The following is a 15071-nucleotide window of genomic DNA, read 5'->3' on the forward strand; positions in this document are numbered from 1 at the left end:
GAGGGAGTGAATTACTAATTCAATTTGAACAGCGCAACATTTTGCTAACGCTGTTTTTAACCGATGAGTTTAAAGCGCGAGTTCGAAGTAGATACTGTTATGGAAAGCGCCTTGATGACGATACTTTCGTAGAAAGTACAGCTTAGGACTAAAACCATTCTTGATAAGTACTTTTTCAGAAGCATGGTTGTTATCCATGACTTCAGCAGTAAGCCATTTTAAGCCCTTGCTTTTAGCCTTATCAATTAAAAATGAAACACAGCGAGAAGCAATGCCTTTCCCACATTCCTTCTCCGCGACTCGATAGCCAATTTCCGCCTTGTCGCCTGCTCTGTTTCTGATATTAGCACGGGCTACTACCTGATTGTTTCGCTGCTTATCGACAAGCACATAGCCCCATGCCCTTTCCTGATGTTGTAAGTAAAGCAATTCGCTAATATGGTAGCCAACGCCATCCAATGAATAAAACGCTGCCTCTCTTGGTGCTATAGACAATTCGAAATAGGCTTTGTTACTTCGCTCAAATTCTAAAAGTGATAGCACGTGTTTTTCGGCGACGCTTTCAAAATGCATTGGCGGTGCAACTCCTTGCTGAACTTAACGAAGAGGTATTGATTAAAAGCCCAGTCTAATACCAGTCCGCATAGATAATTACCCATCGTCGAATCAAAACAGGCAAACCTTGTATCTACTTCGCTAATGAACCGCTTTGGTAATCGTTAAATGCCTGAACAATTTCCTGCTGAGTGTTCATTACAAAAGGCCCATATTGGACCACAGGCTCTTCAATAGGTTTACCTGAGACCACTATGAATTTACAACCTGTATCAGCGGATACAGATAGCTGCTTGCCACTTTGTGACAAAACACCCAGCTCTCCCTGCGACACAATTGTTTCTTTGCTAAGTTCGCCGCTATTAATGACCACGCTTCCCTCGTACACATAAATAAAGGCAGCTTCATCCGAACCCAGTGCAATTTCCGAACTCCCGCTTCGTAGTGCAACGTCTAAAAAAGTAGGGGCAACCGCCGTTGTCTTCACAGGCCCTTTCACACCGTCAATTTCACCTGCTAACACTTTGATTACTGCATCTTGAATGTGTACTGTAGGCACACTATCTGGCTGTATGTCTTGATAGTTCGGCGCTGACATTTTCTCTACGGCCGGAAGATTCACCCACAGCTGAAAGCCTTGTAACAAGCCCTCCTCCTGCTCTGGCATTTCTTCATGTATTATGCCTCGGCCTGCATTCATCCATTGAATGCCACCAGCATCAATAATACCCTCATTGCCTACAGAGTCTTTATGGCGCATTTTTCCTGCAAGCATATAAGTAACTGTCTGAAAACCACGGTGAGGATGTGGTGGAAAACCAGCAATGTATTCACCTGGATTATCTGAACCAAAAAAATCCAACATTAAAAAGGGATCGAGGCGAGGTAGATCAGGCTGTCCGATAATACGAGTAAGCGACACGCCCGCGCCATCACTTGTTGGCATACCTGTAACCACTTTCCCTATCGATTTTTGTTCACTCACTACCACTGACATAATGTGTATCTACCTTAAATCTTAGCCTTCACTATCTTTTACGAACTTCACGTTTAGCTTTTTGTATTACTGACCTTTTGGGTGCTTCAACGTCCCATTTTATCGCGACCGTGAGGCGACATAAGATCTTGCTCTGGCCCGACGGGGATTACCTGCGTTGGATTTATCATAGTGTGGCTGTAGTAATAGTGCCTTTTGATATGGTCGAAGTTTACCGTTTCAGCAACACCCGGAACTTGATAAAGTTCTTTCATATAGCCGTAAATATTTGGATAGTCTGCAATTTGTTTTTTATTGCATTTAAAGTGCCCATGATACACAGCGTCGAAGCGTATCAACGTGGTAAATAAGCGCCAGTCAGCTTCTGTTATCTTACTTCCTACAAGATAACGTTGTTTACTTAACCTTTCCTCAGCTCTATCCAGCGTATCAAACAATGCACTTACTGCCTCTTCATAGGCCTCTTGCGTTGTAGCAAATCCAGCTTTATACACGCCATTATTTATGTCGTGATACACCATGTTGTTGATGGTATCGATTTCTTCGCGCAGTGCTTTAGGATAGTAATCGTCTTCATTATTAGTCAGTGAGTTAAACCCGCTATTGAAAATACGAATTATCTCCGCTGACTCGTTATTGACGATGGTTTCAGTTTGCTTATCCCAAAGAATGGGTACCGTTACACGAGTGGTTATCTCAGGTTCTGCCTTAGTATATATTTGGTGTGCGTAATCAAAACCATAGAGCTTGTCACCCGTCGACCCCGGGTAATCTTTAAATTCCCAGCCTTGATTAAGCATTTCTGGGTGAACTACAGAAACATCAATATGGGCCTCAAGTCCCTTAAGCTTTCTAAATATGAGCGCTCTGTGCGCCCAAGGACAAGCTAACGAGACATAAAGATGATAGCGACCAGATTCAGCGGGAAACGTGGAACCATCTTCATTACTAACTTTGTCACGAAATTTAGATGCTTGGCGCTCAAATTTCCCACCATTTTTGCTGGTGTCGTACCACTTGTCTTGCCATTTCCCATCAACGAGTAAGCCCATATGCCTGCCCCTTTTTATTACTTCATTAAACAATGAATTCATTTAAACATGTATTGGGTAGAACGTATGTCGCTTAAAATCGGATTTATTATTCGAAAAAACTGGAGTGTATTGATCTTTAGTGTCCTCTTTTGAGATGATGCGCGCCCTGCTAGCGTGCTTGCACGTTTTTGTGTAAACACACGCCTTTGAGTTAGTTTATTTTTAAGTGAAGTGAAACATGTCTGATGATCCACGTTTAGGCGGTATCGTGCGCTTGTATGGCGCGCAGCAAACCAATAATTTAGCCAATAGCCATGTGGCCGTGGTCGGCATTGGTGGTGTAGGAAGTTGGACTGCAGAAGCGCTGGCCCGTTCAGGCGTTGGCACTATCACGCTTATTGATTTGGATGATGTTTGCGTAACGAACACGAATCGACAGATACATGCGCTCTCAAACACTATCGGAGAAGCAAAGGTAGACGCAATTGCAGCTCGAATTAACTTGATTAACCCAGCTTGCAACATAATCTGTGTCGAGGATTTCGTTACGCCTGAAAATACAGCCACATTGCTAAATAAAGAAATGCACGCTGTAGTTGATGCCACCGACAGTATTCGCGCTAAAGCGGCGATGATAGCTCACTGCAAACGCAATAAAATTCCCATTGTTACGGTTGGCGGTGCAGGCGGTCAAATAGACCCAACTCAAGTCACTAAAGGCGATTTAGCTAAAACGACGCAGGATCCGCTTGCGGCTAAGCTTCGCAGCGAACTTCGTCGTAACTACAACTTCAGTAAGAACCCTAAACGTCGTTTTGGCGTTGAGTGCATCTATTCAACTGAGCAATTGCGCTATCCACAGCCAGATGGTTCGGTTTGCTACAATAAGTCTGCGATGGAAGGCGGCACTCGACTTGACTGTGCTGGCGGATTTGGAGCTGTAGTGACAGTAACCGCTACATTTGGCATGTTCGCCGCTGCAAGTGTGATTAATAGATTAACTGGACAAAAATAGACTTTAGCCGATAACTTACGCACAATAGTTAAAAACTTATAACACCTTGTCCAGCGGGCTTTTTCGGCGTTGGCTTGGTGTACTAAAAGCACTGGTGAGAAGGAGAACAAAATGTCACCTGATGAACTCAATAAATTAATGGCAGATTGCGCGAAGGACGCTGTGGTTACTGCAGCTGATGAGTTCGAAATTGTACTCGACCACTCACCTGCTAGCGTAAAACTTGTAGATGATATTTTACTGAGTTTCGTAGATAAGTATCACGATTTAGCGTTAGAAGATGAAGCGGTGTTCACCATTTGTAATATCTTTGGCGCTTACGTCGGCGAAATTTTAAAAGCGCAGCTAGATGGTCAGTGGATTTACGATCAGTCAAACCCCAAAGCACCTGCCGTTTTTCTTCAGGTTGGTGAAAATACCTATGCCTTAGCGGGTATCTGCTATGAACGTCTGGTTAACGATAGTCAAATAAGCGTTAATTCTTATTATGAACAAGCGCTGGGCAATCATTTAGGCAGCCACTAAATATTCGTCGGCTTTGCACCTAATCAAAATCCAGTGTTGTTAAGTTACGCGGTTGATGGTGCTAAAAGGTACTGGTTCTAAACGACACTAACTTCAGGGATTGGGCGTCTCCCAATCCTCTACCATCCACTTTAGGTGACGACTCTTTGAAATAGCATATAAAGCTATGCTGTAAAAAACGATTTTCACGCCTGTAATGTATTCAAACCCCCAGTGATGGTGCATTGTGTAATATAGCTGAACGCTTAAGAGTGCCAGTACACCCAACTGAGCCAGCGGTATAAACCATTTTCGCCAAGCTAAATACTCTTTTTTCCACAAACGTTCACGCTGACTAATTAAAACCAAAGCCATTAACACGGGAAAACTGGCTGCTAGCCCTAAACCCAAGCTTTCTTTTTGCGGGTAGAAAAATGCGAGTAGTTCACTGGTTTGAGTACGAGAAGCTAGCGAAAATATAAACGCTAACCAATCGATGCAAAGAAGAATAAGCACGCTATATAGCCAACGGGGCGGCAGAATTCTCCCTGATTCATCATAAAAAGCTAGCGGTAATTTGAGCATGTTTTCACTTCTATGTTTTCAACTTTGCATTTTCAAAACGCAAAAAGTCTTGATGGTATTTATTCCTAAGAAGTGACTAAAGTGGGGGTAGACAACGCTTTTTTAAACCTTCTTGGTGTTGCTTTAACCATATAATCTGTCACTTTTAATTTTCATGCTTTCAAAAAAGTTTACCTGCGCGCTATTTCAAATATGCGTTAACAACTTATATCGTCAACGCTAAACATATATACTGCGTCTACGCGGGTTTTCCTGTATAATCCGCGGCCATTTTAAGCTCAGTCATTTTCCAGGTGATATTTTAGATGACAGTAGAAACGTTTAATCCAAACAAAGTAGTAAATAAAACCACCACGCTAGAAACGCCAGTGAAGGTATTAAGTGACAACAAACCTTCGCAACAAAGCAATGGCAGTAGAATTGGTTTTGTTAGCTTAGGTTGCCCTAAGAACTTAGTTGATTCTGAGCGTATTCTTACTCAACTTCGCACCGAGGGTTATGACGTCGTCCCTACTTATAACGATGCTGATCTCGTTATCGTTAACACGTGTGGCTTCATTGATGCTGCAGTTGAAGAGTCGCTTGATACCATCGGTGAAGCACTTAAAGAAAATGGTAAAGTTATCGTGACTGGCTGCCTAGGTGTTAAAGAGGACGAAATTAGAGAGCTTCACCCGAACGTGTTAGCGATTACTGGCCCTCACGCCTACGAAACGGTAGTTGAACAAGTACACGATCACCTTCCAAAGCCACAGCACAATCCGTTTGAAGATCTCATTCCTGACCACGGCGTAAAATTAACGCCGCGTCATTATGCGTATTTAAAGATTTCAGAAGGCTGTAACCACCGTTGTACGTTCTGCATTATCCCTTCTATGCGTGGTGACCTTGTCAGCCGCCCAGTGGGTAACGTGCTTGATGAAGCTAAGCGTTTGAAGGACGCTGGTGTTAAAGAGCTATTGGTTATTTCACAAGACACTAGCGCCTATGGTGTTGATGTTAAGCACAGAACGGGGTTCTGGAACGGCATGCCTGTTAAAGCGCACATGCAGCAGCTGTGTGAAAAGCTGGGTGAAATGGGTATTTGGGTCCGTTTACACTATGTATACCCCTACCCGCACGTCGATGACCTTATACCGCTGATGAACGAAGGTAAAATTCTTCCGTACTTGGATATTCCCTTCCAACACGCCAATAAACGCATTCTTAAATTAATGAAGCGCCCAGGCAGTGCCGAGCGCGTTCTTGAACGTGTTAAGAAATGGCGCGAGCAGTGCCCGTCGCTGGTTATTCGCTCAACATTTATTGTTGGCTTTCCGGGCGAAACAGAAGAAGAGTTTGAAGAGCTATTGGATTTCCTTCGTGAGGCCCAGCTTGATCGCGTTGGCGCATTTGCCTATTCACCAGTTGAAGGGGCAAAAGCAAACGACCTGCCTGACCCAGTACCAGAAGATATAAAACAAGCCCGCCTTGCGCGCTTTATGGAAGTACAGGGTGAAATCAGTCAAGCTCGTTTACAAGCCAGAATTGGCAACGAATATCAAGTTGTCATTGACAGTGTTGATGCGGAAGGTGCAGTAGGCCGTACATATGCTGACGCACCGGAAGTTGATGGTCTGGTTCATTTAAACGGCGTTTATGACGTAAAACCAGGCGATCGTGTATGGGCTGAAGTAATCCATGCTAACGAGCACGACGTGTGGGCTGTACTATCTGAAGATCAAGACGAACAAGAAGGCGCAGATCCCGCGCTGTAATTTTCGAATAAAAAGCGGTCTATACTCGTAAGTCATCTATTCGTTATTTTTTTAACCCTATCGGCTAATTGCCAGTCGATAGGGTTTTATATATAACAGACCCTATACACTATTATACAAGTAACCCAATCAACGCCACCTTCTGTGGTACGTGAATAAAATATGGCAATGCTCCCCTACTTCAAACCGAAACATTTATCCCACTGCTTTTTGTCGTTTGGCATATTGCTCATTTTAACTTTTGTGTTCAGTCAGCGCGCACTAGCCACCACAGAGTGTAAGACTTTACACACCGCGGGAGCAAAACAGTGGTTTCCTTACGCATTTAACAAGTTTGAAGGAAAGCTGAAAGCCTCGGGGATAGCATTTGACGTTCTAACCCTGCTAGCACAGGATTTAGGTGTCACACTAAAAATAGAAACCGGATTACCTTGGAAACGAATAGAATCTAAACTCGATGCGGGCGAGCTTGATATTTTGGCGGGAAACTATTGGAATGAAGCCCGAAGTCGAAAGTGGCTTATCACCGCCCCTTTTGCAGCAGAAGAGGTTTATGTTGTGCTTTCGCCTTCACTGTCGCAAAAACGAGGTACTGACCTTTCACTTAATGCCCTTGCGCAATACATTGGTGTGATGCCGCGCGGTATTAGCTTAGGTGAAAAGTTCGATAGCATTAAATCAAACTTGAATATTATCGAAGTTAAAGACCACGACAAAATGTATGAGATGATGCGTCGACATCGCGCTGACTATGCAGTCTCACCACAAAGTGCAGCACTAAGCCATTTAAAAGAACTGGAAAACAACGGCATGCAAATCAGCGAGTCACCAATATCATCAAACGAGGTGCATTTTGCTATCTCTGCAAAATCCAAATGTGCATCGCTATTTCCAGAGTTTAACGCTGCTCTTGGCGCTCGCTTGAAAGACGGATCTATTGAGCAGCTTATTAATACGTACAATCTAACGCGCTAACAAGATGAGACACAACAGAAAGGTGTGGTTAAAAGATAAAAGAGCGCTTAGAGATAAGCGCTCTTTTGATATAAAGCATTTACGTTTGAGTTTTTAGCAGCTTAACATTCAGCCTACCAAGGCAATACTTCACCATTTGAATGAATAAAGCGACCCGAGTTAGTTACATCTAGTTCATCAATACGTTGTGACAAACGTTCGGCGCACGTATCGGCATTAATATCCCCTGCTCCATTTACCATTTCAGTCTGCACGAACCCAGGGTGGAAGATACCTACAGCAATGCCTTTAGGCTTTAAGTCATTGGCCATAGAAACACCCGCTGCATTTAACGCAGCTTTAGACATACGATAGCCGTAATAACCGCCTGAACCATTGTCAGCCATTGACCCCATACGACTGGTGATTAACGCAATTTTACTGTCCTGCGCCATTGCTGGTAGCAATGTTTGTGTAACTAGAAGTGGGCCCATCGCATTAACGCGAAACTGGTAGTCGATTGTGTTTGGATCCCAGTCATCAAGACTTTCACGTCCAAGTACACCAGCGTTGTTGATTAGCAAATCAATGTTGATATCCATTAAAGGGGCAAGTTTTTCAGCCAGTGACTCAGGCTGTGATACATCCACGCTTTTGATAATGGTCACACCTGCACTGTTTAGCTCATCACAGCTATTACGACATGTGGCATAAACCTTTGCGCCACGTGCTCTATATTGCTTGGTAAGCGCAAGGCCTATGCCCCTATTGCCACCGGTAATTACTACGTTCATAACGGTTCCCTTGTTACAATGTGTATGCTTTAAAAAGGTTTCATTAACCTTTCACAAGAACTGGCTGATTCATTAGGGCTTATCGCTCAATACAGATAAACGCCAAGCTTTATTTCAGCACTCGTTTCTCGTTATTTTATAGTCTTCAAAAGGCGTTCTAGATCTTCTGGTGTATCAATTCCAACCGGAGGCGGCGCTATCGCAACTTCACAGTGAATTTTATCGCCATACCATATAGCACGTAGCTGTTCTAATGACTCAATTTGTTCTAACGAGCTAGGTGCATACGCTACATATTGCTTAATGTATTGAGCGCGGTAGGCATAAATACCAATGTGGCGTTTATACAGCGAAGTATTTGCAGATTGTGGGTTCGCCATCATGTGGTCACGTTCAAAAGGAATGGGTGAACGTGAGAAATAGATAGACTCACCCTTTTCATTCACCAATACCTTTACAATATTTGGATTAAATACGTCTTCAACACCCTCGATTGGCGTAGACAGTGTAGCCATTTGACACTGAGGCGCATTAGCAAGGTTGTCGGCAACCTGTCTGATATTTTCTGCAGGTATAAAGGGTTCGTCTCCCTGCACATTGACCACAATAGTAGAGCTTTCAATGCCTTCTTTTTCGACAACCTCAGCAATACGCTCTGTTCCCGATTGATGATCAACTGACGTCATACAGACTTTGGCGAAACCGGCCACTACGTTTTGAATGCGCTCATCGTCGGTTGCCACTATAATGGTATCGGCGCCAGCCTCCTTAGCACGCTCAACGACGTGTTGAATCATTGGTTTACCGCCAATTAACGCTAAAGGTTTGCCTGGAAACCGGCTTGAGCCATACCGAGCGGGTATCACAACTGTAAATGACATAACTTTTATTTGCCCCTACTTACCACTTAATTAAACGTTTTATTAGCGCGTTGCGTCTACTTCGTCTAACGACAATGCAGTTGCTTTACTTTCGATAAGTACAGGGATGCCATCTTTAATATCAAAAGCCAACCTATCGAATCGGCAAATTAACTGAGTGTTGTCTTCACTAAGTACTAATTTTCCCTTACACACTGGGCAAGCCAAAACTTCTAAAAGCTTCTTATCAAAGGCCATTGTTATTATTCCTGTCCGTTTTGGTGAATCTTTAAACCTGCTTTGGCAAGTTTTACGTTTACTAAATTAAAAAAATCTGGTGCCAAATGAGCGGTAACGGGTAAAAACCAGCAATCGTCGTGGGCGAAGGATGCCGCTTTCACCGCATCTTTTTCCGTCATTAACACTCTGCCATTGGGTATATCTGAAGGCGTTATAGCATGATGATCAGCCAATGGAGTGGCAGAAGAAAGTTGAATACCCATTTCTCTAAGCTGAGAAAAAAAGCGCTGGGGAGAACCGATCCCAGCAATTGCGCTGCACGGCACTTTTTTAATCTCTTCAAGCGTTGTGGTTTTCACTCTGTTAGCCACACAGGTAAAATCCCCTGCGACTAACGTCATCAAGTATTGAGGCGCTACGGCATTGTTGAATGTTGGCATTGAACGACTGTTATGAATTAACGCATCAACGGTATTCAATCGCCACTGCCCTTCACGTAGTGGCCCCATTGGCAGCAAAAAACCGCTTCCCACTTTTCTGTCATCCATTACCACAACTTCAACATCGCGATGAAGTGCGTAATGCTGAAGGCCATCATCACAGATAATTAAATCACACTGTAATTCGTCACTTAAGTAAGCGGCCCCGCGTGCGCGAACTGGATCAATTACCACGTCACATTGGCTTCTTATGGCTAATAAACGGGGCTCGTCACCTACTTCAGAGGCATCGTCCTCGCCGTTAACTAGTCGAGGGTAAAACGGCGACTTAGCGCCATACCCGCGACTTAGAATACCAACCTTTACGCCTTGTTTTTGATAGTAATCGGTCAACGCCAGTACAACCGGAGTTTTACCGTTTCCACCTACCGAAATGTTGCCAACTACGATGACAGGAGCACTCGCCTTGTAAGCTTTTTTGAGGCCTACCTTAAAAAACAAGCGGCGAAGTGCTGAGACAAAGTAAAACAACAGCGCAAGCGGTGAGAGAAGCCACACCAAAGGGTGGCCAAAGTACCACTTATCGTGCTTGGTTTTAATTTGCAACTGACTCACTTAGCCTCACCAAATTGCAGTGCGTGCAGCTGTGCGTAATGACCGCCTTTTTCAAGCAACTCATTGTGTTTGCCTTTCTCGAGAATGCGGCCTTGCTCAACCACCATAATACAGTCTGCATTTTCGATGGTAGACAAGCGATGCGCCACAACAATACTGGTACATCGTTTTTGCAGCGTTTCCAGCGCATCTTGAATTAAGCGCTCAGACTCAGTATCAAGGGCAGAAGTCGCTTCGTCCAAAATCAGAATGGGCGCTTCGGCAAGGATTGCACGAGCAATAGCAATACGCTGTCGCTGACCACCCGATAGCATTAGGCCATTTTCACCGATAACCGTATCTAAACCTTCAGGTAGGTTCGATAAAAACTCTTCAACATGCGCCATCTTAGCTGCACTCTCAATGTCTTTTCGAGATACGTTTTCTCTCGCACCATAAGCAATGTTGTTCGCAATAGAATCGTTAAATAGCGTCACATTTTGTGAAACGACTGCAAACTGCGCTCGCAGATTTTTTAGGTCAATGTCGTTAAGCGGCTTGTCGTCTACACGTATTTCACCTTCTTGCGGCACGTAAAAACGCGTAAGCAGCGACGAGATAGTCGATTTACCGCTTCCTGAACGCCCTACTAATGCTATCGATTGGCCAGGGGTTGCAATAAAACTCACATTAGACAATGCAGGTGTCTGTTTGCCCGGGTAAGAAAAGGTTACGTCGTCGAATTCTATCTTACCTTTGGCGCGTTCAACCTTTGTTTTACCTTTGTCTTCTTCGTCTGCTTCATCAAGGATCTCAAAGATACTGGCACACGCTGCCATGCCTTTTTGGAATTGGTTGTTAATGGTAGTGAGTTGTTTTAGAGGCTTCAGCAGCATTACCATGCAAAATACGACGTTGATAAATACGCCAGCAGTAAGCTTTTCTAGCATACCCGGCGTGCTGGCTATAAAAAGAACAACAGCAAGGGCAATCGACGCTATAACCTGAATTGACGATACGCTTAATATAGAGGTCACATGAAGCTTCATCGACTGCTGGCGATTGTGATTATTTTTCTGTTTAAAGCGTTTCTGCTCTATTTCTTGGCCGCCAAACATGATCACAACTTTGTGACCTTTTACCGCCTGCTCTACTGACGACGTAAGGTTGCCCATTGATTTTTGTATGCTTTTGCTAACGATGCGAAAACGTTTACTGACAATAGATACAATCACCGCCACGATAGGGCCAATCAAAAGAAAAATAAGTGAAAGCTGCCATGAGTAATAGAACATGACACATAGCAAACCAATAACCAGCGCGCCTTCTCTGACAAGCGTTAACAAAGCTTTACCAGAAGCGTTAGCTACTTGCTCAGTATCATAAGTGACCTTACTTATAAGCCCGCCAACTGCATGATTATCGTGAAATGACACGGGTAAATGGATGTATTTATCGAACAGCTGTTGGCGCATGCGCATAACAACTTGGGCACCAATCCAGTTTAATGTATAGCTGCCTAAGAAATTAAACACGCCGCGCAATAGAAACAAAGGAACGATGGCGTACGCAGCCATCCGAAGATAATCTTTATCGTTATTACCTAGGGACTCATCAATCATTGGCTGTAGCTGTGAAAATACAAAAGTATCTACCGCGGAATAACCAATCATACCGATAATGGCAAACACAAAAGGCACTTTATACGCTTTCAAATACTGTAAAAAGCGCTTAATTTGATAATCCGAGTTGTCGGCTTGTTGCATGTAGTTTTTTTAACCTGTTTAAAACGTTAACGAAAACGCGTTAAGAGTATTGTACTCGTTCTCACTCTAATTCACTAATATAGAGGCAAAATTGGTTAGTCTGCCAACTAACTGAACAATGTGTGGTCACTTCACTATAATACCAACCCTAATAGGTAATTGCCCACTCAGAAGGCGCTGGCAAAGTTACTAGCAAAGCCTGGGAATGCAGGAATGGCTTTTTACTATATACAGGGTGTTGAAGTACCAGCTTTTGAGGTGCTAGGGTTGCACTGCTAGATGTCGCGGACTTATGCCTCGTAAATACCAGCGTTTATGCAAGGTATCTCGCTGGGCATCTATACGATAACTGCCCTGAGTAAACGTTGCCCTTACATAGCCGTGATAACTGGTTAGATACTGTTTAACTCCATGGTGATTGTATCGCCTAGCCACTTCACTTGCCGGAAACTGCCAGCGATTTTCGAAACCTTGGGTAAAGATCACAGCCTCTGGTGCAACATACTCTATGAAAATATCAGTAGATGAGGTTTTGCTACCGTGATGGGGGGCAATAAGAATATCAGCACTCAGCTTTGAAAAGCTTGGAATCAAGGCACTTTTTGTTGCCGCCCCCTCTTCTATTTCAGGTGTATTGCTTATTTCACGTGTGCCGTTTATTTCTTGTGTGCTCTTTATTTCACTTGTACCGATTATTTCTTGTGTAATTAGGGCGTACTCACTCGCCTTTTCAATATCACCGGGTATAAGTACGCTGCCAGACTGACTAGATATTTTTACCACACAGGACATGGCGTTATTGTCTTGCGTATTACCCACTGGCGGCCATAAAAACTCAATGGTCAAATTTTGCCATTGGATACGCTTGCCTCGTTCGCATCCCGAGGTTGGCGAATAGAAGCTGGCTTGTGCTGCTAATTTATGAAGCTCGACTGCAGACAAACCTCCCGCATGGTCGTTATCACTATGTGTATGAATAACAACATCGATGCTTGAAACATGTGTACTTTCCAGAAAAGGCAGTAGGTGTGCGGTCGCTGTGTGAGCAATACCGTTAAACTGAGCACCGGAATCAATAATGATTGCTCTACTCCCTCTCGTAATAGCGATCGCGCTAGCTTGGCCAGCATCAAAAACGTGGAGTGCCCAAGGCTCGTCGTTAACGGGTAGCCATTTTTGAATGATACTAAAAAAAGGAATAGACAAAATTAGGATACATACTTTTTTGTAGCGCCATGCAGGCAACAGAAAAATAACAAACGCAGCAAGCAAACAGAGCGTAGCGCCATTACCTTGGTGAACATTAACTGCACTTATTGAAAAGTCACTAAGCAGGTTCAAGAATGACAATAAATATTCCAAACACCCATCACTTGTTTGAAATAGTGTGCTTGCCAATTCTTGGACTGGACCGAAATGAATAAAATGAAGCAGCAATAGAGAGAGTAAACAAATAGGTAGCAGCAAAGTTATAACAGGTAAGGCAATCAAGTTTGCTATTAGCGCAATAATACTCGCACTATCAAACCAGATGAGCGTTAGCGGCATCATTATTAGCGTTAGCGCTATTTGCAACATTATTAGCGACACATACCAAGGTGAGCGCTGTAGCCCCCACGTGTTCACTAAAAACCAAATACACACCACCGCACCTACGCTTAAGTAAAAGCTTGCACTTAACATTGAAAGTGGGAAAAGCAGCAAACTTAACGCCAGCATAGCTAACGCAATATTTATTGGCCTCCATGCATTACGTGAAAGCGACAATACGCAGCCAATAGCTATAAGAACCCAGGCTCGCACAACGGGCAAGGCACTTCCGCTTAACAGCGCGTAAAAAAAACAAATAACCACAAGCAAGCAGAGCACCATGGCTCTAATCGGCGCTTTAATAGTTAATAACTTTGAACGCCTATTAGTTTTGCTATCTCGATTTACTGTCTTTAATCTTAGGCTTGTTATGCTGGCTAAGAAGTACTGCACACTGCCGAATATATCGAAAACGTGTCTGAGTATGAAAACTATCGGATTAAAAGCTAGTAAGCATACCCCGGCAATAAGTGATAAGTGCATACCGGATATACTAAATATGTGCCCGGTACCTGTCCGTTGTAACAGCACCCAGTTGTCTTTCGTAAACCCAGCTTTATCGCCAAGCAGTAGCGCACGCCACCAGTTTAGGTTATTGAGATTCAGCGCTTCTAGCGTTGTCGCAAGGTCATAGCGCAATGAATGATTATGCGTGGTTTTATCGTGCTCTATAGATTTAATGTATCCAGTGACATGAATAAACTGACTGACCAGCTGCTGCTGGCGGCTTGCGCCAACGGGATTGGCCGTACCGTATGCAGGTTTAAGTTTAACAACCGCTGTAAACATGTCGCCATTGTGCAAACATTTAAGTCCGACAGGCTTTTCTGACGCTTGCGGTCTCGCGCGCTGCTTTACATCATCTAAATCACGTTGTGAACGATGCCCTATCTCAACATTGTCACTTAAATACTTGTATTGCTTGTGAGCAAGGCGAGCTCTAAAGTTGAAAGCGTTAGAAAAAACTGCTTTAAAGGGTGTCAGTACTACTCCATCATCTAAAAATGTTGCGACACTCTCTCCATTTAGCGACGCAATACTTACCACATAATGAAAAGCAGCCTCTGGGTTATTACTTTTATTAGAAACACACCCTTGCGATAAAACTCGCCCGGATATTGTGACATCTTGTTGAATTTTACCCTTGGGCAGTTGCCAAGCGTAGTAAAAATGCCCTACACTCGCCACCCACAGTACGCCGAGTATTAAGCCGCTCACTGCACAACATAGCTGCACATCAAAAATGGTCTTATTGGACCTAGGTTTTTCTAAAGAAAACAGTAAGATGACAGCAATAGCTATCACCAATATGGCAATCATCAACGCCATAGTGTGGGTACTTGGAAGTTTTTGCCATAAAACTGCACTTATTGCGCCAACGCAAAA

14 protein-coding genes are annotated in these 15071 nt (G+C 43.7%); 4 read left to right on the forward strand and 10 right to left on the reverse strand.

Annotation, left to right across the window (positions count from 1 at the left end):
- Positions 1-69 precede the first annotated feature (69 nt).
- From ACYX4N_RS11770 to ACYX4N_RS11780, 3 genes are all read right to left on the reverse strand, one after another.
- Complete coding sequence (locus ACYX4N_RS11770; RefSeq protein ID WP_476054136.1) at positions 70-573, reverse strand: GNAT family N-acetyltransferase; 504 nt, start codon at positions 571-573, stop codon at positions 70-72.
- 115 nt (positions 574-688) lie between these two features.
- Positions 689-1552: a pirin family protein gene (locus ACYX4N_RS11775; RefSeq protein WP_476054137.1), complete on the reverse strand. Its 864-nt coding sequence runs from the start codon at positions 1550-1552 to the stop codon at positions 689-691.
- An 86-nt stretch (positions 1553-1638) separates the two neighbouring features.
- On the reverse strand, positions 1639-2604 hold the full coding sequence (locus ACYX4N_RS11780; RefSeq protein WP_476054138.1) for a glutathione S-transferase family protein: 966 nt from the start codon (positions 2602-2604) through the stop codon (positions 1639-1641).
- A gap of 220 nt (positions 2605-2824) precedes the next feature.
- Between ACYX4N_RS11780 and tcdA the strand changes: the two genes are divergently transcribed.
- On the forward strand, positions 2825-3601 hold the full coding sequence (tcdA, locus tag ACYX4N_RS11785; RefSeq protein ID WP_476054139.1) for a tRNA cyclic N6-threonylcarbamoyladenosine(37) synthase TcdA: 777 nt from the start codon (positions 2825-2827) through the stop codon (positions 3599-3601).
- Between the two features lie 111 nt (positions 3602-3712).
- Positions 3713-4126, forward strand: a complete 414-nt coding sequence (locus ACYX4N_RS11790; RefSeq protein WP_474806870.1) for a hypothetical protein — start codon at positions 3713-3715, stop codon at positions 4124-4126.
- A gap of 93 nt (positions 4127-4219) precedes the next feature.
- Here ACYX4N_RS11790 and ACYX4N_RS11795 read toward each other — a convergent pair whose 3' ends face one another.
- On the reverse strand, positions 4220-4690 hold the full coding sequence (locus tag ACYX4N_RS11795; protein WP_476054140.1) for a DUF2919 family protein: 471 nt from the start codon (positions 4688-4690) through the stop codon (positions 4220-4222).
- Positions 4691-4995: 305 nt separating this feature from the next.
- Between ACYX4N_RS11795 and rimO the strand changes: the two genes are divergently transcribed.
- Together rimO and ACYX4N_RS11805 are read left to right on the forward strand one after the other, a co-directional pair.
- Positions 4996-6447: a 30S ribosomal protein S12 methylthiotransferase RimO gene (gene rimO, locus ACYX4N_RS11800; protein WP_476054141.1), complete on the forward strand. Its 1452-nt coding sequence runs from the start codon at positions 4996-4998 to the stop codon at positions 6445-6447.
- A 162-nt stretch (positions 6448-6609) separates the two neighbouring features.
- Positions 6610-7422: a substrate-binding periplasmic protein gene (locus ACYX4N_RS11805; RefSeq protein ID WP_476054142.1), complete on the forward strand. Its 813-nt coding sequence runs from the start codon at positions 6610-6612 to the stop codon at positions 7420-7422.
- Positions 7423-7535: 113 nt separating this feature from the next.
- Here ACYX4N_RS11805 and ACYX4N_RS11810 read toward each other — a convergent pair whose 3' ends face one another.
- From ACYX4N_RS11810 to ACYX4N_RS11835, 6 genes are all read right to left on the reverse strand, one after another.
- A complete protein-coding gene (locus ACYX4N_RS11810) occupies positions 7536-8195 on the reverse strand; it encodes an SDR family oxidoreductase (protein ID WP_476054143.1) in 660 nt (219 codons plus the stop codon).
- A gap of 131 nt (positions 8196-8326) precedes the next feature.
- Positions 8327-9076, reverse strand: coding sequence for a 3-deoxy-manno-octulosonate cytidylyltransferase (gene kdsB / locus ACYX4N_RS11815; protein ID WP_476054144.1), 750 nt, complete (start codon positions 9074-9076; stop codon positions 8327-8329).
- A 42-nt stretch (positions 9077-9118) separates the two neighbouring features.
- Positions 9119-9313 carry a Trm112 family protein gene (locus ACYX4N_RS11820; RefSeq protein WP_474806882.1) on the reverse strand — a complete coding sequence of 65 codons (195 nt, stop codon included), beginning with the start codon at positions 9311-9313 and terminating at the stop codon, positions 9119-9121.
- Positions 9314-9318: 5 nt separating this feature from the next.
- Positions 9319-10350 carry a tetraacyldisaccharide 4'-kinase gene (gene lpxK / locus ACYX4N_RS11825; protein WP_474806884.1) on the reverse strand — a complete coding sequence of 344 codons (1032 nt, stop codon included), beginning with the start codon at positions 10348-10350 and terminating at the stop codon, positions 9319-9321.
- Positions 10347-12095 (reverse strand): lipid A export permease/ATP-binding protein MsbA, encoded by a 1749-nt coding sequence (gene msbA, locus ACYX4N_RS11830; RefSeq protein ID WP_476054145.1) that lies wholly within the window; start codon positions 12093-12095, stop codon positions 10347-10349. Before msbA ends, lpxK begins: the two co-directional genes overlap by 4 nt.
- Positions 12096-12356: 261 nt before the next feature.
- Positions 12357-15014 (reverse strand): ComEC/Rec2 family competence protein, encoded by a 2658-nt coding sequence (locus ACYX4N_RS11835; RefSeq protein ID WP_476054146.1) that lies wholly within the window; start codon positions 15012-15014, stop codon positions 12357-12359.
- Positions 15015-15071: the final 57 nt, after the last annotated feature.

The organism is Alteromonas sp. ABH4_452, from assembly GCF_056311825.1.

Bases quoted from the DNA above. Each gene is read 5' to 3' on its own strand.
- msbA (WP_476054145.1), bottom strand. From the start codon at position 12,095: ATGCAACAAGCCGACAACTCGGATTATCAAATTAAGCGCTTTTTACAG.
- ACYX4N_RS11775 (WP_476054137.1), bottom strand. From the start codon at position 1,552: ATGTCAGTGGTAGTGAGTGAACAAAAATCGATAGGGAAAGTGGTTACA.
- rimO (WP_476054141.1), top strand. From the start codon at position 4,996: ATGACAGTAGAAACGTTTAATCCAAACAAAGTAGTAAATAAAACCACC.
- ACYX4N_RS11835 (WP_476054146.1), bottom strand. From the start codon at position 15,014: ATGGCGTTGATGATTGCCATATTGGTGATAGCTATTGCTGTCATCTTA.
- ACYX4N_RS11820 (WP_474806882.1), bottom strand. From the start codon at position 9,313: ATGGCCTTTGATAAGAAGCTTTTAGAAGTTTTGGCTTGCCCAGTGTGT.
- ACYX4N_RS11795 (WP_476054140.1), bottom strand. From the start codon at position 4,690: ATGCTCAAATTACCGCTAGCTTTTTATGATGAATCAGGGAGAATTCTG.
- ACYX4N_RS11790 (WP_474806870.1), top strand. From the start codon at position 3,713: ATGTCACCTGATGAACTCAATAAATTAATGGCAGATTGCGCGAAGGAC.
- ACYX4N_RS11805 (WP_476054142.1), top strand. From the start codon at position 6,610: ATGGCAATGCTCCCCTACTTCAAACCGAAACATTTATCCCACTGCTTT.
- kdsB (WP_476054144.1), bottom strand. From the start codon at position 9,076: ATGTCATTTACAGTTGTGATACCCGCTCGGTATGGCTCAAGCCGGTTT.
- ACYX4N_RS11780 (WP_476054138.1), bottom strand. From the start codon at position 2,604: ATGGGCTTACTCGTTGATGGGAAATGGCAAGACAAGTGGTACGACACC.
- ACYX4N_RS11770 (WP_476054136.1), bottom strand. From the start codon at position 573: ATGCATTTTGAAAGCGTCGCCGAAAAACACGTGCTATCACTTTTAGAA.
- ACYX4N_RS11810 (WP_476054143.1), bottom strand. From the start codon at position 8,195: ATGAACGTAGTAATTACCGGTGGCAATAGGGGCATAGGCCTTGCGCTT.
- tcdA (WP_476054139.1), top strand. From the start codon at position 2,825: ATGTCTGATGATCCACGTTTAGGCGGTATCGTGCGCTTGTATGGCGCG.